This is a genomic window from Halobacillus sp. Nhm2S1 (assembly GCF_019599545.1).
Taxonomy (GTDB): domain Bacteria; phylum Bacillota; class Bacilli; order Bacillales; family Halobacillaceae; genus Halobacillus.
Genome location: NZ_JAIEZV010000002.1, coordinates 35,638 through 57,594 on the forward strand (window position 1 = coordinate 35,638; position 21,957 = coordinate 57,594).

The window sequence follows — 21,957 nt, forward strand, 5'->3', positions numbered from 1 at the left end:
AACCTCCCAAAAACGGGAGGTTTTTCAATTATTCCATAATATATTGAGCTAACGTTTTAGACATGACCCCTGTTGGACCTTTAGGACCCAAATCATGAGCACTTTCAGCAATCGATGTCCCGGCGATATCCAAATGAACCCAAGGTACTTTTTCCACGAAGGCACCGACAAATGCTCCCCCCATAATTGGATGGGCTTTTCTCGTCGGTGAGTTGTTCAAATCAGCAATCGCGCTTTTTCTCACTTGAGCCTTATAATCATCATTGTAAGGTAAAAGCCAAATGGGCTCTCCTACAGATTTCCCTGCACCTTCAACCGCTTTGTAAAAATGTTCATCATTCGTCATAGCACCTGTCATCCAGGACCCTAACGCTGTTACGACGCCCCCAGTTAAAGTTGCGACATCAATCACTCGATCTGCTCCCTGGCTCTGGGCGTAGGTGACTCCATCAGCGAGGGCAAGCCGGCCTTCTGCATCTGTATTCAAAACTTCAATCGTCAAGCCGCTCATAGATGTAATCACATCATCCGGTTTGAAGGCATCTCCTGATATCATATTGTCGGAGGAAGGAATAACAGCAATGACGTTCTTCTTGGGCTTTAATTGGCCGATAGTTTCCATAGCGCCGAGAACAGCTGCCGCTCCCCCCATATCCCCCTTCATACCTGGCATTCCGGTTTTCGGTTTAATCGAATAGCCACCAGTATCATAAGTGATTCCTTTTCCAACGAGCGCCGTAACATCTTTCCATTCTTCCAACCCTTGATATTTAAGCACAATCATTTTGGGTGGTTCTACAGAACCTTGATTGACAGCCAATAAAGCTCCCATCCCCAGCTCTTCCATGTCTTCTTTCTCTAAGATGCTCAACTCGAACTGATAATCTTCCGCCATCGTTGTAGCGAACTCAGCCATTTCAGACGCTGTCAGTATATTTGCAGGCAGATGCACCAGATACCTGGCTGTGTTCACCCCATCACCAAAGGCCTGTCCTTTTAATAAAGCCTCAAGTACCGTTTTCTCCTCACGTTCTGTCCAAACGGTAAGTTCGTTGATGTCGACCGGTTCTTTTTGATTAGTTTTAAAAGAAGGGAGGCGATACGTCGACGTGAGTAGAGTCTCTGAAAGAAGAGCAAAGTATCGATTTACATCTTTCCCTTCCGGAATGAAACTCTCCAGTAAAATAGTCACAGATGAAACATTTTCCTTGATTAAGCTTTGAAAAACGCGACCAAGCGTCTTGCGGTACTTGCTTTCCTCAAAATTATGTGATGATCCGAGACCAACGACATAGATATTCTTCAAATCACTTTCATTCATGACTAAAACCTTATCGAGTTTTTTGCTTTCCGCAGACAAATGACCGGCTTCTATGTACGCTTCAAGATCGACTCCACATGAAGCTTTCACCTTATCGATCGTAGACTTGTTCTTCTCTCTTTCTTCGAAAAGACCCACAAGCAAAGACCCTGTGTCTTTCCATTCGTTTGTTACAGTAAACATATTGATACACCTCCATATCAAGTATACACAATCTCCCTGGGTTTTCCTTTAGAAACGGTCCGTTTTACTACCTTAACTTAACATGAATATAACTATCTCGCTCCATGGAACATATGGTATAATGATTTTGCTCCATCAGCATATCAACACTATAATAGACCATGCCGTTCTCTTATGGTTGCACTTGATTCGTCCATCCATGCTCTATTGTATGAATGAACAACTACATAGATTGTCACTCACTTCTATTCCCCGGAAGATCAGAAAGGATGTCAACATGCTATTAGATTTAGTGCAAAACTTCCCCCTTTGGGCGTCGATCGCTGCTATTCTTTTCGCCCAAGTGATTAAAATCCCTATTCAATTCATAGCATCCCGACAGTTGAATACCAGTCTCGCCTTCAGTACAGGCGGTATGCCCAGCAGTCACTCGGCAGCTGTAACCGCACTTGCCACAGGCGTCGGAATTGAACAAGGATTCGGATCATCTGTTTTCGCTATTGCCTGCGTCTTCAGTATCATAGTCATGTTTGACAGTACTGGAGTCAGAAGACAAACCGGCGAACAAGCCATCATGTTAAACATCTTACTCAATGACTTCAACCGTTTCGTAAGTGAAGCCAAAAGCTGGCAGCAAAAAGAGGGCTACCAAAAGAAAGAAGAACTAAAAGAATTATTAGGTCACCAGCCAATTGAAGTGTTCTTCGGTGGACTAACAGGTATTCTACTCACTTTCCTTCTTCATTCCTTGATTTACTAAAAAAATCTCTTCCGCTTTATTTTACGGAAGAGATTTTTTATTGAGTCATTTGGGACCGGAACACCTGCAAGGATTCATCTTCATTCAATTTGTTCAAGTCCTCTTCAGAGAGTTGGCCGTCCCCCTCTTCAACGACATAAACGTCAAGCGTTTGTTTCCCCCAGTGATTATAAACATCATTTACGGTTGGAAAATATAGATCGAGCTTATTCCCTTTGATGGCCCCGCCAATATCCGCTACCACTCCATACCCATAACCTGGTATAAACAGCACAGTCCCCAGCGGAAACATTTCTAAATCTGCAGCAATGGTAGAATATAAATCCCTCTTTACATTCACACCAGAATACGTAATTCCATATCCAGGGTGCTCAGGAGTTTTACCCGTCGACTCATATCCGGCCGTGTAACCGGTAGCTACAACTTCATGGCTTGGATATTGACTGAAATCAATCGTATCTTCCAACAGTTCCACTGCTTCTATGACCGCACTGGATACATAGGTCTGTGGAGCATTTTTTATTTTTAAACTTTTCTCGGAAAGATCCTGGTTTTTTTGAAGAAGTGTTTCCCCATCCAGGGACTCTCCTCTAAACTTAGCCGCTATCCAATCATCAAAATCTGAGAGCGATAGGTTTGTTACATTTGTAAAAGTACTATAAAGAGCAAAACTGAACAGTAGAATAAAAAAGATAGACTTCGTCCGCTTGTTCATGAGATCACCTCTAGGTGTAATCATGTCCAAGCACCATTTTTTTATTCAGCCGAATCTTCATCCCGCTCCACCAAGAACATAAAAAAAAGCTAGCAGCACACTGTTCCGCTAGCCTTTCCATTTTAAAACATTTGATATCCACTTTTCCGTAATTTTTTAATAACAACCCCAGCCACTATGGTTCCTGCGAATCCACTTGCTAAGATCACGATATCCACAAGCTTTAGGTTAAATAACTGTTCAAAGACTGTAGGAAACGCTGTCCCTGGAGCCGATAAATAATTTGTCCACGAAAAGTCATCCACGATGAAAAGCACGATGACAGGATAAACAAAGGCCATCAACCATGAAGAACGCAAAATCATATTCAATAAGAAAGAAATTCCGAAGAATAACACGAAAAATAACAACATTGACACGATGAACTGCACGATATTCACTAACGTTTCCCCCTATGTATGTTCAACGAAACACAAACGAATCCAAACCTCATTCTATAACGGTTACATAAAAAGCGCAAGAGCTCTACATAGCGATAAAGTTTGTTATTAAACAAACTGGCAAGATTGTGGAAGACTCAGTTTCGAGATGTTTCTGGGGTTCGTTGCCTTGTTGGGCGTCAGGGGTGGCTGGGAAGCTACTCGCTTTCCTGTGGGGGAGTGGCGAGCTTCCTCGGGCTACCGCCCTGCGGGATCTCGCCGATCTCCTCTCTCCCACGGGAGTCTCCCAGCTTCCCAACCACCCCTTTCTATGAATGAGAAAACGCCCCCTTTTACCAAGTATAAGTGACTCTCACAAATCCTGATCTATAGTCATAAAGCGCTCTATAACAAGCCTTTCTATTCATACTAGCTGTGAGGATATGCATATTGCTTCACATCCTGGAAAGATAAAAGCTTCCTTTTCCAAAGGTGGTTTCGCGATACTTATATGACAAAGGGGCGGAGGGGAATGGCGAGACTCCTGCGGGAAAAAAGTGCAGGGTGAGACCCCACAGGACGCAGTCCGAGGAGGCTCACCGCGCTCCCGCGGAAAGCGAGTTATTCCCCGCAGCCCCACCCGCTCAACAAAAGTCTCGAAACTGAGTCTTCAAGTAAAGGGAGCTATTTTAGGAGAAGGAGGGTTTATTTTTTTCAATAAAAAAGCGAAAGCAGTGGTTCTGCTTTCGCTTTTAGTTATGATTAATGGAAGAAATTTAGTTTTCCTTTTTTAAGAACAAGTGGTACGCCGCCAAGTTTTAGCAGGTAGCGGTTATCAATGATTTTTTTCATCGCTGTCGCCGACCATCCAAACAATTTCTTATCATCGAAGACCACGCCAATCGCATCATTGTGACCAAGAGAGGCTACGGTCCCTTTTAAGTCTGGCTCGAAGGGTTCAAGGTGATCTTCACCTCTAATGAGACGAGTAAGGTTCGCTGCTGTTTGCTCGGCTTGCTGGATGGCAATTTGCGCCGTTGGAGGATAAGGACGGTCCGTTTCCTCGTTCATAATTAAAGCACAATCCCCGACAATAAAGACATCGTCATAACCTTCTGGACGTAAGTCCTCTCCTACTGGAATACGACCACGGTTCGCTTCAAACCCTGCTTTTTCAACAAGGGAATTTCCACGGACACCAGCCGCCCAAACAACGGTGTTCGTTTCAATCTCTTCTCGCTGCTCGTCTTTTTCAAACACAAGCTTGTTCTCTGTAACTTCTTTAATCATCGCTCCAATTTTGAATTCGACGCCGCGTGCTTCCAGGGAGTTCATTGCGTACTCTACAAGTTCAGGGTCGAATCCTGGGAGTGCCGTTGGAGCAGCTTCTACGTTGATGATACGCACTTTTTCACGAGGAATATCGTATTCTTTACAAAGCTCGGGAATACGGTTAGCAAGCTCACCTACGAATTCGATTCCTGTGAAGCCGGCACCACCTACAACGATGTTCAAGCGCTCCTGCTTTTTCTCTGCTTCATTGTTATATTTTGCGAAGTTATATTCAATGTGCTGACGAATCATCCGCGCACTATTGATGCTGTTAATAGTGAAGGCGTTCTCCTTCAAACCAGAAATCCCAAACGTGGCCGCCTCGAAACCAAGTCCGATCACAAGGTAGTCATAAGAGAGTTCTCCGTCCTCTAACAGGACCTTTTTATCTTCAGGCTTGATATCTGTCACGGTATCTTGTACGAAATTCACCTTGCTCGTATTGATGACATCTTTAATTTGAATACGCGTGCGGTCGTGGTGTAAAGTACCTGCAGCATTTTCATGCAACCATGTCGTTTGATAATGGTAACTATGTTTATTGACAAGTGTCACATTTGCATCATTTGCACCTAGGCTTTTCTGTAATTTCACTGCTGTCATGATCCCGCCATAACCGGCACCGAGAATCACAATGTTAGGGTTTCTCATGATTTAATCACTTCCATCTCGTAATAATGATCCATTGACTAAGGCTTGTGACAATTTTCACAAATGAGTACATAAAAAAACCTGAGTCGGTTTCAGGTGAAAATTGTCACAAATTCTTACTATTTATTATGATTTTATCTTAGACCTTTTTCTAACCATTTTCAACCCAAAAATCCTTTATCGGAATTATACAACAATTATCCTCTTGCAAAGGTTTACATCCCCCCATTGTTCCCATCAGAAATTTTTTTATGATAGAATGTATTTTAGTGAAATTTTCATCAGGAGGTTTATTATGAGTGAAAAAATATACGATATAACGGTAATCGGCGGTGGACCAGTCGGTTTATTCACAGCATTCTATGGTGGAATGCGCGAAGCTAGTGTAAATATCATTGAAAGTCTTCCCCACCTAGGAGGCCAATTGACAGCTCTCTACCCTGAAAAATACATTTTTGATGTAGCCGGATTCCCAAAAGTACGAGCACAAGAGCTTGTCGATAACTTAGAGGAACAAGCGATGATGTTCAATCCTACGATCTCCTTGAACCAGGAAGTGGTTTCAGTTGAAAGAATGGATGATGAAACCATCAAACTGACAACAGACAAAGATGTTCATTATACGAAGACCATTATCATCACAGCAGGAAACGGAGCCTTCCAACCAAGGAAACTGAAAATTGAAGATACGGAACGTTTTGAAGAAACAAACCTCCATTACCACGTTAGCAATATGGACCAGTTCCGTGACAAAAAAGTTATGATTGCCGGCGGCGGTGACTCTGCTGTGGACTGGGCCCTTATGCTTGAACCAATCGCTGAACAAGTGACACTCGTCCATAGAAGAGATAACTTCAGAGCACATGAACATAGTGTGTCACAGCTTAATGAGTCCAATGTAAGAATTATGACGCCATTCACTCCTGAAAAAATGATTGGAGATGAGCGCATTGAACAGGTGGAATTGAAAGAAGTGAAAGGGGATCGAGTAGAAACCATCGACGTCGACGATGTGATTGTGAATTATGGTTTCATCTCCTCACTTGGGCCAATAAAAAATTGGGAGCTGGAAATTGAAAAGAACAGCATCGTCGTTAATTCCAAAATGGAAACCAATATCAAAGGTATTTATGCTGCGGGAGATATTTGCACCTATCCTGGTAAAGTGAAGCTAATTGCTTCAGGATTTGGTGAAGGACCAACAGCCGTCAACAATGCGAAAGCCTATATCGACCCAGGCGCACGTGTTCAACCTAAGCACTCAACTAGCATGTTTTCTTAAAAAAACAAACAAAAGGAAGAAGCCCGCTTAAGCGGACTTCTTCCTTTTTAAATTCCGAGATAAAAAAACCTTTCTGTAGACACAGAAAGGTTTTGTATTAACAATTCGGATCTGGTGTTCCAGCATTTGTTGCTGTTTTGAACGAGGATCCACATCCACAGGAAACAATCGCGTTCGGGTTATCAATGGTGAACCCGCCGCCCATCATATTCTGTTTGAAATCGATAGTTGTACCTTCCACGATAGCGGCGTCTTGACGATTAATGACTACCGGGATTCCACTGGACTCCTCTACTAGATCAAGTTCTTCATTGATTTCATCTTCGAAGCCCATGGCATAAGACAATCCACTGCAGCCTCCACCTTTAACACCGAATCGAAGACGAACTTCTCCTTCTTCTTCTTTCATCATCTCTTTGATTTGGTGACTTGCGGCTTCTGTGATATTCAGAATCATACCAAGCCTCTCCTTTCTCTTCTTATCGTCAGTATACTAAATGGCAGAACTTTTTATCAAACATCCTGTACTCGCAAAGTAAAAGGCACCCTTGTTTAAGGATACCTTTTTACTTTCATGGCTACACCGTCTTATAGGGTTTCGTCCAGATGTTCATAAATCTTATCGACTAATTCATCAGGTGTATCAGCCATGACACGATCTCCTTCTACAACGGCATATAACGTCTGGGAACATAGTCCACAGTTTCTTAAACACCCATATTCGACTACATCAAGATCGGGGTCCTTCTCAAGCCTTTCTTTTGCTTCTTGAGATCCACTGATCAGGTTATTAACGCAAAATTCAATTAATGGATTCATCCGCTTCACCTCTGTATTGGATGAAACCCTATCTTTACCTAATCATATCATACCGCCCGATAAATCTGCTATGAATTTTCCTTTGTTTGAAGGCCATACTTATCCAGGGCCTTGTAAATTTTTTTCAATCTAGGATCACCCTCGCCTACAATTTCATTCTCAATAAGGACGAGAGGATAAAACAGTTCGTCATCTAATAGTTGTTGAATAATGGAGATGTCAGCTCCATCCTGGCCTTCTTGAGAAATGTCATAGTAATTGTAGGTAACCATTGAATCGTTATACTTTCTCCCTATAGCCGCCTGCAGCCATTCATATGTCTCCTTCGAACCAGGTGCATTGACACAGCTGGCACATTTCACATCGGCACCATAAACCTCTACACGAACTCTTTGCTGTTCCCCCATCCGTACCCTCTCCCTTTGTGTTACGTTTTTTCCATTTTACAAAAGATAAGAAAAAAGATAAAATGATAATAGTTCTCAATATTAATGTACAGAGACTTAGACAACCATAGATTTTTTAGTCATTTCGTTTTATAATGATACTTAAGAAAGGGGAAGATTGAACATGCATGAACAGGTTCAAGAGGTACTCAATAAACTTCGCCCATTTTTACTACGTGACGGTGGGGACGTCGAGCTTGTCGATGTTGAAGACGGAATCGTCCGCCTGAGACTTATGGGTGCTTGCGGTAACTGCCCTAGTTCCACAATCACTCTAAAAGCAGGAATCGAAAGAGCTCTTGCACAAGAAGTACCAGGAATTTACGAAGTCGAGCAAGTATTTTAATACACCTAACCGGAAGAGCCGTTCCATAAGAGCGGCTCTTTTTTTGTTATACTTATCTTCTAATGTAAAATAAGCTTCCGATTTTAGAAGGCTTAGATCCGGGAAGTGTTTGCTATATTTGAAGTCAAAGCTGGTTAGAAAGCGCCCCCTCCAGCCCCGTCCGCTCAAAAACATTTAGAAATCAAGTCTTCAAGATGACTTTTAGACTCGAAAAATAAATAAAGACAAATCTATGGAACAGGTGTAAGTAAAGGTTTTCCCTGGAAGTGATTAACGAGGTTATCAAGACTAAGTTTCATCATTTTATATCTAGTTTCCTTCGTAGCTGAACCGATATGCGGCAAACAGACCACTTCAGGACATGAAAGCAATGGATGGTCAGAGGAAATCGGTTCTTGTTCAAATACATCAAGTCCCGCTCCGGCAATATTTTTATTTACAATTGCCTCATACAGTGCTTCTTCATCTACCGTGGCCCCTCTGGAAGCATTGATGAAGAAAGCCTCCTTTTTCATCTTTTGGAAAGCATCCTTATTGAACATGTGCTTGGTTTGATCTGTCAAAGGAGTCAAACACACGACATAATCGGCTTGTTCGAGCAACACTTCAAAGTCAGCATAGCTCGCACCAATAGACTCTTCCGCTTCGGGTTTTCGAGAACGATTATAATACAATATGTTCATACCAAAGCCTTTCGCTCGCTTTGCAACCGCTTCACCAATTCTCCCCATCCCAACGATTCCTATTGTTTTCCCGTGAATATCCGTACCCGCTAACATCAATGGCGACCAATGCTCCCACTTGTTATCCTTTATGTATTGGCTTGCCTCTATCATTCTCCTTGCTGTGGCCATTAATAAGCCAAAGGTGAGATCAGCTGTTGTTTCTGTAAGCACATCAGGAGTGTGGGTTATAGCAATACCTAAATTCTCGGCTGTTTTCACATCGACGTTGTCATATCCTACTGCCATATTGGCTACGATGGAAAGATCATTCGCCTGTCGAAGTATTTTTTCATCTATTTTCTCCGTCAACATTGTCAATAAACCATGAGAAGATCGGGCTTTCTCCATCAACATTTGGCGTCCGACAGGTTCTTCTTCACTTTGCCACATCTGAATATCCAAATGTTCTTTATAAGGGGCCACGATTTCATCAGGAAGCCTTCGGGTAATAAAAACTTTTGGTTTGGTCAATAATCAAACCTCCATTCATTTTTTATGATTTTATCATAGCAAATGATAACTGAAACTTTCCAACCTTCTACACTTTTGCACCTTCAAGGGGAAGTTTTGATATAATGAACATAACCCCGCTCGTTTGTGCAATAATAAACGCGGGTATGGTACAGTGCAAGTCATGATGAGCAGGGAGGTTTTTCACTATGGCAGAAGACAGAAAAGTATCCACTCTTGAAAAAACAGCAAGGGATTGGCTGGTGGAAAGAGGGGTCACGATTGATGACATTGCTGACCTTGTCTATTACCTACAGTCTAAATATCATGAAGACTTATCTATGGATGACTGCCGCTTCAATGTAAATAAAGTGCTCACGAAGCGTGAAGTTCAGAATGCAGTCATAACTGGGATTCAAATGGATCGGCTAGCAGAAAAGAAAATGCTTGAAGAACCATTACAGTCGACCATTGAAGTAGACGAAAGCCTTTATGGAATTGATGAAATTATTGCCTTTTCCATTGTAAACGTTTACGGATCCATCGGATTTACCAATTACGGTTATATCGATAAACAGAAACCAGGAATTCTACAGAAACTGAATGATAAATCTTCAGGCGAATGCCATACATTTTTAGATGACATTGTCGGTGCCATCGCTGCCGCCGCATCCAGCAGACTGGCCCACACCATTGCTGGAGACAATGAGGTATAGCAAAAAATGAATGATGTAATAAAAAAGTAGTTCAATGAAGTGTACGCCATTCCGTACTTTCCCATTGAACTACTTTTTATTTTCGTCGCCAGATTCGTTTAATAAGGAGCGTGACTGAATGCAAGCTGAATATTATTTTTCAGACTTCTTTTCATATCGTATTTTTATTTTTCTGAAACCTTTATAATCTTATCTACGTACTACATGGAGAGACAGAAAAAGGAAGGAGATACATGAGATGAAAAGTTGGAGAGGAAAATTTGTTTGGCTGCTTCCTACGATCATTGTTCTGGTCGCTGTTAGCTTGCTGTTTTCTCATAATTATCAAGAAGTTACAGAACAGCCGGATGAAAATTGGAGCCGCGCCCTGGATATTGGAACCACCCCTGTTTTGAGAGCCCCTTCTGTAGGCATTAGCGAAGGAGACGCCTCCGTTTCTTTTCTTACAGAAGATGGCATCCAACAAAACATTTACAATGAGCAATTTGAGATGAAGGAACACAACTCCTATGATATTCCTGTCGATAAATTTACTCAATTCTACATAGGTGAAAACAAGGTCATTTATACCGATTATTACAGCATGTATGATCAAGATACAGGAAATAAAATTACCGATATTCAAGCTTTTTACCCTCTTGACACCATGGCTTTTTACAGGAATGAGGATAAAATATATAGCTTTGACGTAGATGAATCCGACAGTGAAGAGCTCTTATCACTGGAAAACCCAAAAGCCTCTGTCCATATGTCAGAGACGGATGCAGGTACTTATTTATTGACAGATGAAGTAACGTCATCAGGAAATTTATTGAAATACTACCAGGTGGAAAACAACAACATAAACCCACTCGGTGAAGCCACGTTCTCTGTTAAAGAATCTGAACAAGTCAATGATATCCAATTTGCGACTAAAGAAAACAGTTACCAATTACTTGTGACTACGATACAAAAACAAAGTCAGTCCGGAAAAATTCAGAATCACTACTACTATGCAGAGGCTCCCTTTGGAGAAAACCCTAATCTTAGCAGAGTGAATTTTAAAGATCCGTACTCCACAAGTGAGCTGAAAGAAATATCTGATCTCAGCATTCATAATACAGATAACGGGCCAGTACTCCTCTTTAAAGCAAATGGTTGGACTGACACACTCTTCAGGCCTGGGCCACAATTTAACATATACCAAGCAACCATCAGTGAGGGTACGTCTACTACAATCACGCGCTTAAGCAATACGCCGTCATTTTCCAATTTTCCAGTTAGAGTAAATAACCAAACGGTTTTGTGGGTTGATCATGGCGGCGAAGATCATAATTTGTTATTAGCTTCAAGTAAACCTGAAGTGATCGAAAGGGCCGACCAGATAACAAAACAAGGTCTGTTGCTTGCTTCTGGAAAGACGATTGGTATGCTTTCCTCAGGATTGTTCGCTCTAATCATCTCTACATTCTGGTTCCTATGGCCTTTGCTATTCATGATTTTTATCATGTTCTCTAAAGCCGACGCTCTTGACCAAGATCGCTCCTGGGTTCTTTATACAGGAATACTCATTTACTTAGTCGCAGCCATTGTAGCAAAGGACCCGATGTTTTCAGATGCGCTTCTCGCTAGAGCACCCGATTATTTAAGTTTTCCAGGTAGTCCTATATTGTTCCTACTTGGGTTTGCAGGAATTGCTTACGGAATATTAAAAACTGGAGCACGTTCCAAGGACTGGTCCAATCCTATCCAATTGACTTATTTCATAGGGATGCATATCCTTTTCATCACCGTATTTTTTGGTCCCTACCTGATGTAGAAAAAAACGACCAGAGCTAAGCTCTGGTCGTTTATCTATTTTCATCAATAGAATTCAACCGCTGGATCCACTGGAATAGATCTTTGCTTTTGTATGTGGGCTGGTGTTCCTGATCTTCAATCTCTTCGAACGTACTCAACCCCGTTTCTACCATTAACGTATCTATACCAGCTGTCATTCCGGCTTTTATATCCGTATTGTAATTGTCCCCAACCATTAAAACATCCTCTTTATGATGACCTAGGCGTTTAAGTGCCCGGGACATGATTAAGGGCTCAGGTTTTCCTACGAATAATGGGTCAACTCCAGTACTCACAGAAATTACGGATGTCAAAGCTCCATTTCCAGGCACAAGCCCGCGCTCCGTAGGAATGGCAATGTCTCCATTTGTACTTATAAGAGTAGCACCATTCCTTACTTCCAAACAGGCTCGAGCTAACTTCTCATAATTTATTTCCCGGTCAATACCGATGACCACAAAGTCTGCACTTTCTTTCACTAATTCCAAGCCCTCACCGCGTAATGCGTCGAATAGACCTTCTTCCCCGATGGCAAATACCCGGGCTTTGTCGTTTTGGCTGCTGATATACTCAGCAGTAGCAAGGCTGCTCGTATAAACTTGTTCTGGAGTGGCGCGTACTCCGATTTGATTGAGTTTCTTTGCAATTTGATCAACGGTTTTCGAAGAATTATTCGTCAAATACATAAATGGGATGTTCTGCATTTTTAAATGCTCGACGAATTCTGAGGCGCCTTCAATCCTTTCAGCACCTTTATACATGGTTCCGTCTAAATCAATAAGATAGCCTTTGTATTCCTTCAAGCTCATATCTTTTCCCACCCCTCAGCTTTTCGAAAAGGCGGACACAGGACCAAGCTCATTATCCAAATATTCACGAACACGACTTGGAAAAGCTTGTAACGATTGTTTGTGAACCTGCCACACTTTTACGATCTGCTCATGATTGATTTCCGTATATTGTTGAACAATCATTTTTCTAAGTTGAACAAATTGCTTGTATGCGTCCTGCTCATCCTCAGGTAATACCTTTTCATCGGTAAGAATGTCAATAATGTCTTCATAACTTCCTGGATCTCTCATAATAAACCCATCGATCATCATATTGCCTACATCAATAATGGCTTCTATGTTCAAGTGTGTCATCCGCTCCAAGAGAAGCTGGTCCGCAAAACGCTTATAAGAATGTTCCTCCATTTCCTCTTGTATCTTTTCCATATATAATAGTGTCTCCTCAATTTTTTCCCGATTCACAAAATACATCTTGTTGCCCTCCTACAAAGAATCTTTAACACTCATGATACCATAAAAGGCTTTTTCTCATGCTTCCTGATTTTCTTGTGTCTGATATCACAAAAATCGGGCATACTAATGCTAAAGTTTTTCGCAGCGGATTAAAAAATTCAACGAATAGGAGATGATCAAACCATGCAACAACGTCCGCTTCTAGAAGACGTTACTCAAAATACAAGCACTCGATTTGTTTCATTTACAGCTGGTAGTCACCGTTTTGAACTTGCTTTGATGAAGGCCGAATACTTTCAAAACCAAACGATGGTCATCAACTTACCAAAAAACCGTCAAGCTTTGCTTGACCATGAAAACATAAATAAAATCGGCCATTTGGAACATATGTTTCAACTCAGTGCCATGGAAGCAGAAGAATTAAGAAATTACCTTCCTGATCTGCTGTGAGAACAGGCATAAAAAACCTCCTTCGACAGAAAATAATGCAGAAGGAGGTTTTTTTATGGGTAAGGAAAAACGTAAGTATTCGGATTTTGCCAATGTCGAAGCCCAGCGTAATTACTTGACTCCCGAACAACTTCCTGAAGGGCCTTATGGTGCACCAGGAAACAAATATGAACCTGTAACTAATGATAAAAGTGCACCATGGACAGAGGAGCAGCGATATTACAGCGCTTTTAATTATGAAAACAAAGGACTCCACCAGGATCTTCCTCGTCAAGAGGATGGTGCTCACCCTACTCATGATGAAAAAGATGAAAATGTAAAGCCTTCTGAGGAAACACAATAAAAAATCAAATAAAAAACGGCGTGCAATGATCTGCGCGCCGTTTTTATTGACGGATTCTTTTCAGCACAAAGTAAGAACAGCCGAAATTACAGTATTCATACAAATAATCTTCCAGCGTACTGATTTTTGTATCAAACGTCGCTTTGGAATTTTGGTCATCATAAAAGCCTTTTAAACGTAATTGACCATAACCCCAATCTCCAACGATAAAATCATATTTATTCAAAATATCACTAAACCGACTCTCCACTTCTTCTTGTTGAAAGCCTTCTTGATAGTCCTCCAGGATCTCATATGTTTTCCCAGCAAGCTCCATCATTGGTATCACCTCTATCCTTTTTTAGTGTATCACATTTTTTCATATGTTAGGAAATACAATAAAAGCAAAAAGTATGTTTCCCATAAAACTGTTCAATCTAATAATTATAAACAGTTACATGAAGGAGGAACTATGTTGAAAAAAATATGGAAAGTATTTACCCTGCTATCCCTAGTTACATTCATCGTTGCGGGATGTCAGGAAACAAAAGAAGAGCAAGCAAAAAATATGATGGATGATGACACCCTGAATGGAAATGCCATGGATGGATATAATGATAAACCGAAAGATGGGCAAGTCGGGTATGTACGCTTTAACAAAGATCAATTGAATCAAGATACTGAAGAACATCGCGAAATCAAAGTCAACCGTGAAGAAATGGCAGATATGATCTCCCGGATGATTCTCCGCTATGATCAATTTGATGACGTAGCCACAGTGGTTACAGATAATGAGGTGCTTGTCGCATACAAAAAAGCAGAAGATATAGACCGGGACTTAGCAGCCGATATGGTTCAGAAGACGGCTTATTCTTTAGTTCCGAGCTTTTACCATGTATATGTCTCTGACAACCCTGCTTCTTTCGGGGATATCCAGAGTTTAAGTAACTCCACCGTATATGATCAAGGCTATAATGATACAATCGACAGCATTATTAAGAAAATGAAGAAATCACCACAAGGAAAAGTCGATGAATCGAATCCGAACCAACCAGATGTTGGTCCCAATATGAATACAAAAGAAGAAACAGGAATGGAAAACTAGGCTCACCCCTATTTTTCCATTCATAACAAAAGCACGCCTGCCTCATGCTATAGATATCAAAACATTGAAGGTGAGTTTATGAAATACATCGGTTCAATGATCTTATGTCTTAGCATGTGCGTACTTTTATCTGCGGGCTCCATATATGCAGATGAAGAAAGCGATGCACGAATGGCTTTATATAAGAAAACTTCAGCTGTCACAGATATTCCCTGGGAGTATTTTGCGGCTATCGATCAATATGAGAGGCAGGTTCATGACGACCCAAAAGAAGGGCGTGTGACTGCGATTGAAGCGGATCCAATGTTCTGGACCGGTTCTGCAGGAAAAATACCCTCTACATTTTTCCCAGAAGGCTGGGGTTCAGATGGAAATGGTGATCAAAAGGCTCAGCTGGACAATGATGAAGATGTATTATATTCCATAGGCACATACATGAAGTCCTACGGTACTACGAGTGACGACATAAAAATTGCGTTGTGGAACTATTACAAACGAGACCTCACTGTCCAAACCATTATGAACACAGCGAGAGTATTCCAGAAATTTCAAACCGTTAATTTAACAAACCGGGACTTTCCCCTTCCCCTTCAGGCAAATTACAGCTATAGAAGCACATGGGGAGATGCAAGAGGCTTTGGAGGAAGACGTATCCATGAAGGAACGGATATCTTCGCCAATTACGGCGTTCCCGTTAAATCTACAACCTATGGAGTCGTAGAGATGAAAGGATGGAACAAGTTCGGCGGTTGGCGGATTGGAATCAGGGACATTTATAATATCTACCACTATTACGCTCATTTGCACAGCTTTTCAGAAGATATTAAAGTGGGTGACATTGTACAGCCTGGTGATGTCATCGGTGCTGTAGGGGCTTCAGGATATGGACCTCCCGGAACATCCGGTAAATTCCCTCCCCACCTTCATTACGGCATGTATCAGGATAACGGAAAAAATGAATGGTCCTTTGACCCTTATCCATTTTTACGAAAATGGGAAAGAATGACAAAAAATTAAAAGCGCCGCACTTTATTGTGCGACGCTTTTCTTATTATTTGGATTTTTTAACGGCGTTCGTAATACTGGCAGCCAGGCCACCCCATATAACGACCATTCCGATAATCATCATTGTTACTGCACCAGCTGACATATTAGCTTACCTCCTTCTTGACTTCTTCAACGGCCTTAGAATCCCAGCGTTTCAATGTCATCAAGAAGCCGGCTACAATGGCAAATGCCGCTACAAACCAACCTCCGAATAAAATGAAACCATCTGTATAGCCTGCATAGTTCCCTGTTTCTGTATCGAATTGTTGAAGAAGGTTCGTCTTGAATAGATCAAACATCATAAATCCAAGGACGATTGGTGTGATCACACCAAGACAGATCTTCCACCATCCTCCAAGATGGATATCAGAAATACCGTTAGCATGAGCCTGAAAGTCATTAAGATTACGTAAGAACCATGCTATGACGAGAACTTCTACAAGTCCGACGAAAGCCACTCCGAACTGGTTAATGAAGTAATCAGCGGCATCTAGGAGATAGAGTCCACCCTGTGTTGCGAAAAGCAGGGAAATGACAGCAGCTAATCCTCCCCCAAGTCCTACAGCAGCTTTCCTTGATATTCCAAATTTTTCGCTCAAGGCAGCTACATAAGTTTCAGAAATTGAGATTAACGAGGATAGTCCGGCAAGTACTAATGATGCAAAGAATAAGAAGCCAAATAATCCATTCAATGCAGGAAACTCATTAATGATTTGTGGGAACACGACAAACGCAAGTCCCACGCCACCACTTACGACTTCGTTAACTGGAACGCCACTTTGAGAAGCCATGAATCCTAAAGCTCCGAAAACACCGATACCAGCAAGTAATTCGAAACTTGAGTTACCAAAGCCAGCAATGAAAGCATTGTTCGTTAAATCCGATTTTTTCGGCAGGTAACTGGAGTACGTAATCATAATCGCAAAAGCGATGGATAAACTGAAGAAAATTTGTCCATAAGCTGCTACCCATACAGAACTATCGGTAATAGCACTAAAATCCGGAGCAAAGAATGTCTGAAGTCCTTCTGCCGCCCCCGGAAGAGTGATCGCCCTGATAACAATAATCATGAAAAGGACAATCAATGTCGGAATAAAGATTTTATTTGCCGCTTCAATACCCTTTTTGACTCCTTTAAAGAGAACGCCTAGGGTAATCAACCAAACAATAAGAAGTGGAATAAGAACACCAGGTACAAGGCTTCCTGTTTGACCAGGATCTACGGATAATTGCAAATAATCACTAAACAAAAAGCCTTCTGTGTCATCACCCCAAGAAAGGTTGAATGCGAAGATACTGTATGAAATTGCCCAGGCAATAATGACAGCATAATATGTCGAGATAACAAAGGATACAAGTACTGCCCACCAGCCAAGCCATTCTGTTTTACGATTCATTCTGAAGAATGAAAGTGGTGCTGATCCTCTAAATTTGTGACCGATAGTGAATTCCATGACAAGTAGCGGAATACCTGCTGTTAAAAGAGCAAATAAATAAGGAATAAAAAATGCCCCACCACCATTTTCATAAGCTACTGCTGGGAAACGCCAAATGTTACCTAAACCGATGGCTGAACCTACAGCAGCCAGTATAAAACCGGCTCGTGTTCCCCATTGTGCACGATTTTCCATGCGAAAGACCTCCCTGAGTTAAACACCTTTAAAGATGTTTTTAAATTTTTATTTTTCTGATTATTCTGCTTTAAATTATAACTAGCAATACACAGCTTGTCAAAATAATTTTAAAATTTTCAGAAATTGGAAGGTGAGCGGAAAGGCCTATATAAAATGAACCACCTAATATATGTATGGACTTTTAAAAAGCAGGCCCTGCGCAAATGCTTTTTTGAATAGGTGGAATGGAAATAAAAAAAGAGCATGGACATTGAACGGTCCATACTCTCTTCTACTAGATCTTTTTCCTTTTACTCCGTTGATTGGCTATGATTAAACTTGTGAATGATAAACGCAACGACGACAACAATGATTAACGTCAGGAGCAACGGCAGCCAGACTCCGCCGGATAGACCTAAGATGACATAACCGATCGAAGCAGCTACTGCAGCAATAAGCGCATAAGGCAGCTGTGTGAGTACGTGATCGATATGGTTCGATCCTGCCCCTGTTGAGGAGAGGATTGTCGTATCGGATATCGGTGAACAGTGGTCACCAAATACTGATCCAGCGAGTACCGCCGAAAGCGCCGGTAAAATCAGTGTAGGATCGGATACTGCTGCGATTTCACCTGCAATTGGAAGCATAATTCCGAATGTTCCCCAAGATGTACCTGTAGATAAAGCCATGAAACCAGAAAGCAAGAAAATAATTAAAGGCAGATAAGCAAGGTTGATATCTGCTTGCGTGAACTGTTGGGCTAAATATTCACCGGTTTGAAGCTGGCCGATGATATCACCGATCATCCAGGCGAAAACCAAGATATAAATCGCTGGTAACATAGCTTTCATCCCTTGACCAAAGACAAGAGGAATTCCTGATTTAGGCTTGGGTTGACTGATATACAGTACAAGGGCAATCAAAACAGAAACGACTCCACCTGTGAACAACGAGATGTTTACATTTGTGTTGGCAAAGATGGATAGAAGATCAACATCGCCTTCTGTGTTTCGCATTCCTGTAATGATCATTGTTAGTACAGTACCGACGACAAGAGCTACAACCGGCCAAATCAGATGAGAAATCTTGCCGTGGTTATGCTCTTTGAATTCATCGTTCAAATCACCAGGAACATCCCCTTTTTCAGGGTTGTTCAATTCTCCTGTTTCAAGGGCTCGTTTTTCATGAACTTTCATCGGACCAAGGTCCAACCTCAAATAAATCGTCAGAAATACGAGTAATAACGCTGCAAATACATAGAAGTTTGCTGGAATCATTAACACAAATGCTTCAAAAGCTTGGTATTGTGTAATTTCATTAGCAGCAAGGATACTACCTATTGTTCCGATAATATATGCTCCCCAGCTGGAAATGGGTGATATGACAGTAATCGGAGCCGAAGTGGAGTCGATATAATACGCCAATTTCGCCCGGGATACTTTATATCGATCGGTTACTGGGCGCGCTACTTGTCCTACGGCTAGTGCATTGAAGTAGTCATCAATAAAAATGATGATTCCAAGAAGAGCCGGAACAAGTGTTGCTCCTTTTCTAGTACGAATACGTTCGACAGCCCAGCGACCAAAAGCGCGGCTTCCTCCTGAAGCTGTCATGAAGGCAGTGGTGATTCCTAGTAGGAATAAAAATGATAACAAATAAATATTGCCCATATTTGGTGCGCCTTCACTGACGAAGATACTCGCGAAAATCGACCAAATTAGCGATACTCCTCCGCCAATATCCATTTGTGTGAGCAAGAACGCTCCTACGATGATCCCAATCCCTAAGGATAGGATGACTTTCCTTGTCAGCAGAACAAGGATTAACATTAATACTGCTGGAATTAAAGAATAGATGGTTCCTTCCATAGTGTTTCCCCTCCGAAAATCTTGATGTAACGGGAATGGAAGGCTACTGCGGATGAAAAAATGAGGAATAAAAAAAGACAATGATAGAAAATAACCTACCATTGCCTTTGTAAGTGGCAATTTGATTATCCTCCATTTCGATCAGTAGCGCCCCATGCACCCAAAAGCATGCATGACAGTGTATCTCTTGTTCAGATATACACCAGCGTCTTATAGCTTGACGAACTACAAAACACTTCGGCAAACATCCCCTTCCATCAATCATCGTCGCTTGTCTCGCTCCAATTGATTACTGATGGTGTTTGCACCTCTACCTCACCGATCTGATAAGGTCACGCATATTCAATTCTCAGTAAGTTTAACAATTCCAAGCATTTATTGCAAGGGGTCCATCGGATAAGAAAATGATGGATCTCCTTCTCCCCCCATTCCACCATAGAAATTAGGTACCTTACCAAGGATGGTGGCTTGATCAATTGGAATATTATTCGTTACGACAGTCGTTTCTGTAGAAAACGGAATAACAATCCGCACGTTCACTTCAAAATGAATGGTCAACTCAAACAGAGCCGCATTAATCCCATACTCAGTCATCTTGATATCGACTTCCGATTGAACGTCTCCAATCACTCTAAGTTGAACAGGAACTTTTGGCCCGAGGTTCGCAAGTAAACTATTGTTCGTCGCTACCCCGATAGGAAGTTCAATTAGGGTGGCCGGCTGTTCTCCTAGTTCTTCCTGTGTACGATCGGGATCAATATTCGGTTCTAAAGATGTATCTTCCATAGGAAGCTCGCCAAGCTCCATCCTTTTTAAGAAATTTTGAACTCGTATGGTCGTATCACGAAGTGCCCGGTTAACAACAACAGAGTTCCACCCCATATAAACAATGTTTCCTTGGTTATCTTTTTCCATATTCACAAGGTCATTAAATTGCAGATCTTCTGCGATCGTTTTACTAACTGCTTCATTAATGGCATCCCTAGCCAACTGTTGAGCTTTCGTTTCAGCAATTTCAACAAGCGCCGGAGTTACACCTCGGTTGATGAACCAAAGGCTTAACGCTGTGAAAAGGGCGAAAAACAGTAGACTAAGCACAATCCTTTTTCCGATCGTGGAACCAGTAGTCGCACTCTTTTTTGGCATAGAACAACCCTCCTCATCTATCTATATGAAAGAAAAGAAGGGTTTAAGCATTAACTTGCCGATGTCAGATGACAATTCGAAATCATAATATTTAATTCTTTGGACAAGTCGATGTCCCGCCCGGTTGTACCGTCTCCTTTTATTTCCCTTACTACAGGACGATCACACAAATTTGGGTTCTGTTTAACGACGATTGCTTTACGGCCATCGTCCAGTTGAACAGATAACCCGTTCGGATAAACGGCAATACAACGCCTAAAAGCTTCTACCATGCTCTGGTCAAATAAAGAACCTGATCCAGAATACAGGATTTCTAAGCCTTCATGAGGCAGCATGGCGTCTCGATATACCCGATTGCTTGTCACAGCATCAAATACATCTGCAATAGCAAGAATCTTTCCGAATAGATGGATATCCTCACTCTTAATTCCACGCGGATACCCTGATCCATCAAGCCTCTCGTGATGTTGATAAGCGCAATGAGCCGCTAAAAGAGGAATGTTGGATGATTGACGCAGAATTTCAAAACCGGATTCGGTATGGGTTTGAATACATTTAAATTCTTCTTCTGTTAATTTTCCTGGTTTCAAAAGGACCTCTCTTGGTACATTCATTTTCCCTACGTCATGAAGGATAGCCCCGAGCCCAAGTGCCTCCATTTTCGAAGATGTGAGGTTCAGTTCTTTCCCTAAAGCAAGAGCGTACATCGTAACGTTTAAGGAGTGGGTAAAGATATAATCATCATGAGTAAAAACATCCGACAACAGAGACATGACTTCTCCATGATTTTGTAATTCTTTGATCAGAGAACTTACAATCCCATGAATTTCTTGGCCTGTTTCCTCTAAAACATAGCGGTGATCAGATAAAACAGATTGGTGAATGGTCGAAAAAGACTGCTTAATAGAATGAATCGCATGCATTCGAGTCTTTTCAGAAAGAGGAGAGTTTGCGATGATATCTGAAGTTCGTCCATCTTCAACGTACACATAAGTAATATCAAAACTTTTTAACCTTTCAATGATCCGTGGCGTAAAAGCGATCCCATTTTGGAGAAGCGCTCGACCACTTTCATTATAAATGGTTTTAGCTAATACAGCCCCTGGTACTAAAGAGCTAGTTGCAACAACTCTCATAATAAGCTCCTAACAATTCATTATGTAATAGAGCTACCTATGA

25 protein-coding genes and 1 riboswitch are annotated in these 21,957 nt (G+C 41.5%); of the genes, 9 read left to right on the plus strand and 16 right to left on the minus strand.

Going from position 1 to position 21,957, the window contains the following annotated elements; translation table 11 throughout:
* Positions 1-28 precede the first annotated feature (28 nt).
* Complete coding sequence (locus tag K2225_RS06680; protein ID WP_220584062.1) at positions 29-1,504, minus strand: leucyl aminopeptidase; 1,476 nt, start codon at positions 1,502-1,504, stop codon at positions 29-31.
* 277 nt (positions 1,505-1,781) lie between these two features.
* Here K2225_RS06680 and K2225_RS06685 point away from each other — a divergent pair, with 277 nt between their 5' ends.
* Positions 1,782-2,264, plus strand: a complete 483-nt coding sequence (locus K2225_RS06685; RefSeq protein ID WP_089654136.1) for a divergent PAP2 family protein — start codon at positions 1,782-1,784, stop codon at positions 2,262-2,264.
* Between the two features lie 37 nt (positions 2,265-2,301).
* On the opposite strand, the gene K2225_RS06690 is transcribed toward K2225_RS06685, so the two are convergent.
* The 3 genes from K2225_RS06690 to K2225_RS06700 all read right to left on the minus strand — a co-directional run bounded on the left by K2225_RS06690 (position 2,302) and on the right by K2225_RS06700 (position 5,381).
* Positions 2,302-3,003: a 3D domain-containing protein gene (locus K2225_RS06690; RefSeq protein ID WP_255574296.1), complete on the minus strand. Its 702-nt coding sequence runs from the start codon at positions 3,001-3,003 to the stop codon at positions 2,302-2,304.
* A 98-nt stretch (positions 3,004-3,101) separates the two neighbouring features.
* Complete coding sequence (locus K2225_RS06695) at positions 3,102-3,419, minus strand: YuiB family protein (protein ID WP_370632724.1); 318 nt, start codon at positions 3,417-3,419, stop codon at positions 3,102-3,104.
* A gap of 741 nt (positions 3,420-4,160) precedes the next feature.
* Complete coding sequence (locus tag K2225_RS06700) at positions 4,161-5,381, minus strand: NAD(P)/FAD-dependent oxidoreductase (protein ID WP_220584063.1); 1,221 nt, start codon at positions 5,379-5,381, stop codon at positions 4,161-4,163.
* A gap of 295 nt (positions 5,382-5,676) precedes the next feature.
* On the opposite strand from K2225_RS06700, the gene K2225_RS06705 reads away from it, so the two are divergent.
* Positions 5,677-6,663, plus strand: a complete 987-nt coding sequence (locus tag K2225_RS06705; RefSeq protein ID WP_220584064.1) for an NAD(P)/FAD-dependent oxidoreductase — start codon at positions 5,677-5,679, stop codon at positions 6,661-6,663.
* Between the two features lie 97 nt (positions 6,664-6,760).
* Here the strand turns inward: K2225_RS06705 and K2225_RS06710 are convergent, their stop codons facing one another.
* The 3 genes from K2225_RS06710 to K2225_RS06720 form a co-directional block, all read right to left on the minus strand.
* On the minus strand, positions 6,761-7,120 hold the full coding sequence (locus K2225_RS06710) for a HesB/IscA family protein (protein WP_146816668.1): 360 nt from the start codon (positions 7,118-7,120) through the stop codon (positions 6,761-6,763).
* Between the two features lie 131 nt (positions 7,121-7,251).
* Entirely contained in the window at positions 7,252-7,482 is a 231-nt protein-coding gene (locus K2225_RS06715; RefSeq protein ID WP_146816669.1) for a YuzB family protein, read from the minus strand.
* A gap of 68 nt (positions 7,483-7,550) precedes the next feature.
* Positions 7,551-7,889, minus strand: a complete 339-nt coding sequence (locus tag K2225_RS06720) for a YuzD family protein (RefSeq protein WP_220584065.1) — start codon at positions 7,887-7,889, stop codon at positions 7,551-7,553.
* Positions 7,890-8,052: 163 nt separating this feature from the next.
* Here K2225_RS06720 and K2225_RS06725 point away from each other — a divergent pair, with 163 nt between their 5' ends.
* Positions 8,053-8,274, plus strand: a complete 222-nt coding sequence (locus K2225_RS06725; RefSeq protein WP_035511544.1) for a NifU family protein — start codon at positions 8,053-8,055, stop codon at positions 8,272-8,274.
* Positions 8,275-8,504: 230 nt separating this feature from the next.
* Here the strand turns inward: K2225_RS06725 and K2225_RS06730 are convergent, their stop codons facing one another.
* Complete coding sequence (locus tag K2225_RS06730) at positions 8,505-9,470, minus strand: 2-hydroxyacid dehydrogenase (RefSeq protein WP_220584066.1); 966 nt, start codon at positions 9,468-9,470, stop codon at positions 8,505-8,507.
* Positions 9,471-9,658: 188 nt separating this feature from the next.
* Here K2225_RS06730 and K2225_RS06735 point away from each other — a divergent pair, with 188 nt between their 5' ends.
* Positions 9,659-10,165 (plus strand): phosphatidylglycerophosphatase A family protein, encoded by a 507-nt coding sequence (locus K2225_RS06735; RefSeq protein ID WP_146816672.1) that lies wholly within the window; start codon positions 9,659-9,661, stop codon positions 10,163-10,165.
* 238 nt (positions 10,166-10,403) lie between these two features.
* Positions 10,404-11,963 carry a hypothetical protein gene (locus K2225_RS06740; RefSeq protein ID WP_220584067.1) on the plus strand — a complete coding sequence of 520 codons (1,560 nt, stop codon included), beginning with the start codon at positions 10,404-10,406 and terminating at the stop codon, positions 11,961-11,963.
* 31 nt (positions 11,964-11,994) lie between these two features.
* Here the strand turns inward: K2225_RS06740 and K2225_RS06745 are convergent, their stop codons facing one another.
* Both K2225_RS06745 and hepT read right to left on the minus strand, forming a co-directional pair.
* Positions 11,995-12,792: a TIGR01457 family HAD-type hydrolase gene (locus tag K2225_RS06745; RefSeq protein WP_305038436.1), complete on the minus strand. Its 798-nt coding sequence runs from the start codon at positions 12,790-12,792 to the stop codon at positions 11,995-11,997.
* A 15-nt stretch (positions 12,793-12,807) separates the two neighbouring features.
* The gene (gene hepT, locus K2225_RS06750; protein WP_220584068.1) at positions 12,808-13,245 is read right to left on the minus strand and encodes a type VII toxin-antitoxin system HepT family RNase toxin; all 438 of its coding nucleotides are present in this window, start codon (positions 13,243-13,245) and stop codon (positions 12,808-12,810) included.
* Positions 13,246-13,410: 165 nt separating this feature from the next.
* On the opposite strand from hepT, the gene K2225_RS06755 reads away from it, so the two are divergent.
* Together K2225_RS06755 and K2225_RS06760 are read left to right on the plus strand one after the other, a co-directional pair.
* The gene (locus K2225_RS06755; protein ID WP_220584069.1) at positions 13,411-13,677 is read left to right on the plus strand and encodes a DUF3055 domain-containing protein; all 267 of its coding nucleotides are present in this window, start codon (positions 13,411-13,413) and stop codon (positions 13,675-13,677) included.
* A 55-nt stretch (positions 13,678-13,732) separates the two neighbouring features.
* Positions 13,733-14,020 (plus strand): cytosolic protein, encoded by a 288-nt coding sequence (locus K2225_RS06760; protein WP_220584070.1) that lies wholly within the window; start codon positions 13,733-13,735, stop codon positions 14,018-14,020.
* Positions 14,021-14,063: 43 nt separating this feature from the next.
* Here the strand turns inward: K2225_RS06760 and K2225_RS06765 are convergent, their stop codons facing one another.
* Entirely contained in the window at positions 14,064-14,339 is a 276-nt protein-coding gene (locus K2225_RS06765) for a YutD family protein (RefSeq protein WP_146816678.1), read from the minus strand.
* 132 nt (positions 14,340-14,471) lie between these two features.
* Here K2225_RS06765 and K2225_RS06770 point away from each other — a divergent pair, with 132 nt between their 5' ends.
* The gene (locus tag K2225_RS06770; RefSeq protein ID WP_220584071.1) at positions 14,472-15,104 is read left to right on the plus strand and encodes a YhcN/YlaJ family sporulation lipoprotein; all 633 of its coding nucleotides are present in this window, start codon (positions 14,472-14,474) and stop codon (positions 15,102-15,104) included.
* Positions 15,105-15,182: 78 nt separating this feature from the next.
* Complete coding sequence (locus K2225_RS06775) at positions 15,183-16,121, plus strand: M23 family metallopeptidase (RefSeq protein WP_220584072.1); 939 nt, start codon at positions 15,183-15,185, stop codon at positions 16,119-16,121.
* A 34-nt stretch (positions 16,122-16,155) separates the two neighbouring features.
* On the opposite strand, the gene K2225_RS06780 is transcribed toward K2225_RS06775, so the two are convergent.
* The 5 genes from K2225_RS06780 to K2225_RS06800 form a co-directional block, all read right to left on the minus strand.
* A complete protein-coding gene (locus K2225_RS06780; protein WP_146816684.1) occupies positions 16,156-16,254 on the minus strand; it encodes a methionine/alanine import family NSS transporter small subunit in 99 nt (32 codons plus the stop codon).
* Position 16,255: 1 nt separating this feature from the next.
* Positions 16,256-17,782, minus strand: a complete 1,527-nt coding sequence (locus K2225_RS06785) for a sodium-dependent transporter (RefSeq protein WP_146816686.1) — start codon at positions 17,780-17,782, stop codon at positions 16,256-16,258.
* Positions 17,783-18,075: 293 nt separating this feature from the next.
* Complete coding sequence (locus tag K2225_RS06790) at positions 18,076-19,632, minus strand: Na+/H+ antiporter NhaC family protein (protein WP_220584073.1); 1,557 nt, start codon at positions 19,630-19,632, stop codon at positions 18,076-18,078.
* Positions 19,633-19,769: 137 nt separating this feature from the next.
* Positions 19,770-19,953, minus strand: a riboswitch (Lysine riboswitch).
* A 54-nt stretch (positions 19,954-20,007) separates the two neighbouring features.
* The gene (yunB, locus tag K2225_RS06795) at positions 20,008-20,778 is read right to left on the minus strand and encodes a sporulation protein YunB (protein WP_146816690.1); all 771 of its coding nucleotides are present in this window, start codon (positions 20,776-20,778) and stop codon (positions 20,008-20,010) included.
* A gap of 50 nt (positions 20,779-20,828) precedes the next feature.
* Complete coding sequence (locus K2225_RS06800; RefSeq protein ID WP_220584074.1) at positions 20,829-21,914, minus strand: HD-GYP domain-containing protein; 1,086 nt, start codon at positions 21,912-21,914, stop codon at positions 20,829-20,831.
* Positions 21,915-21,957 lie beyond the last annotated feature (43 nt).

Coding starts and splice junctions, on each gene's coding strand:
- K2225_RS06775 (WP_220584072.1), top strand. CDS start 15,183: ATGAAATACATCGGTTCAATGATCTTATGTCTTAGCATGTGCGTACTT.
- K2225_RS06740 (WP_220584067.1), top strand. CDS start 10,404: ATGAAAAGTTGGAGAGGAAAATTTGTTTGGCTGCTTCCTACGATCATT.
- K2225_RS06785 (WP_146816686.1), bottom strand. CDS start 17,782: ATGGAAAATCGTGCACAATGGGGAACACGAGCCGGTTTTATACTGGCT.
- K2225_RS06680 (WP_220584062.1), bottom strand. CDS start 1,504: ATGTTTACTGTAACAAACGAATGGAAAGACACAGGGTCTTTGCTTGTG.
- K2225_RS06700 (WP_220584063.1), bottom strand. CDS start 5,381: ATGAGAAACCCTAACATTGTGATTCTCGGTGCCGGTTATGGCGGGATC.
- K2225_RS06715 (WP_146816669.1), bottom strand. CDS start 7,482: ATGAATCCATTAATTGAATTTTGCGTTAATAACCTGATCAGTGGATCT.
- K2225_RS06745 (WP_305038436.1), bottom strand. CDS start 12,792: ATGAGCTTGAAGGAATACAAAGGCTATCTTATTGATTTAGACGGAACC.
- K2225_RS06765 (WP_146816678.1), bottom strand. CDS start 14,339: ATGATGGAGCTTGCTGGGAAAACATATGAGATCCTGGAGGACTATCAA.
- K2225_RS06780 (WP_146816684.1), bottom strand. CDS start 16,254: ATGTCAGCTGGTGCAGTAACAATGATGATTATCGGAATGGTCGTTATA.
- K2225_RS06720 (WP_220584065.1), bottom strand. CDS start 7,889: ATGGGGGAACAGCAAAGAGTTCGTGTAGAGGTTTATGGTGCCGATGTG.
- K2225_RS06705 (WP_220584064.1), top strand. CDS start 5,677: ATGAGTGAAAAAATATACGATATAACGGTAATCGGCGGTGGACCAGTC.
- K2225_RS06690 (WP_255574296.1), bottom strand. CDS start 3,003: ATGATTACACCTAGAGGTGATCTCATGAACAAGCGGACGAAGTCTATC.
- K2225_RS06800 (WP_220584074.1), bottom strand. CDS start 21,914: ATGAGAGTTGTTGCAACTAGCTCTTTAGTACCAGGGGCTGTATTAGCT.
- yunB (WP_146816690.1), bottom strand. CDS start 20,778: ATGCCAAAAAAGAGTGCGACTACTGGTTCCACGATCGGAAAAAGGATT.
- K2225_RS06770 (WP_220584071.1), top strand. CDS start 14,472: ATGTTGAAAAAAATATGGAAAGTATTTACCCTGCTATCCCTAGTTACA.
- hepT (WP_220584068.1), bottom strand. CDS start 13,245: ATGTATTTTGTGAATCGGGAAAAAATTGAGGAGACACTATTATATATG.
- K2225_RS06760 (WP_220584070.1), top strand. CDS start 13,733: ATGGGTAAGGAAAAACGTAAGTATTCGGATTTTGCCAATGTCGAAGCC.
- K2225_RS06790 (WP_220584073.1), bottom strand. CDS start 19,632: ATGGAAGGAACCATCTATTCTTTAATTCCAGCAGTATTAATGTTAATC.
- K2225_RS06735 (WP_146816672.1), top strand. CDS start 9,659: ATGGCAGAAGACAGAAAAGTATCCACTCTTGAAAAAACAGCAAGGGAT.
- K2225_RS06710 (WP_146816668.1), bottom strand. CDS start 7,120: ATGATTCTGAATATCACAGAAGCCGCAAGTCACCAAATCAAAGAGATG.
- K2225_RS06755 (WP_220584069.1), top strand. CDS start 13,411: ATGCAACAACGTCCGCTTCTAGAAGACGTTACTCAAAATACAAGCACT.
- K2225_RS06685 (WP_089654136.1), top strand. CDS start 1,782: ATGCTATTAGATTTAGTGCAAAACTTCCCCCTTTGGGCGTCGATCGCT.
- K2225_RS06725 (WP_035511544.1), top strand. CDS start 8,053: ATGCATGAACAGGTTCAAGAGGTACTCAATAAACTTCGCCCATTTTTA.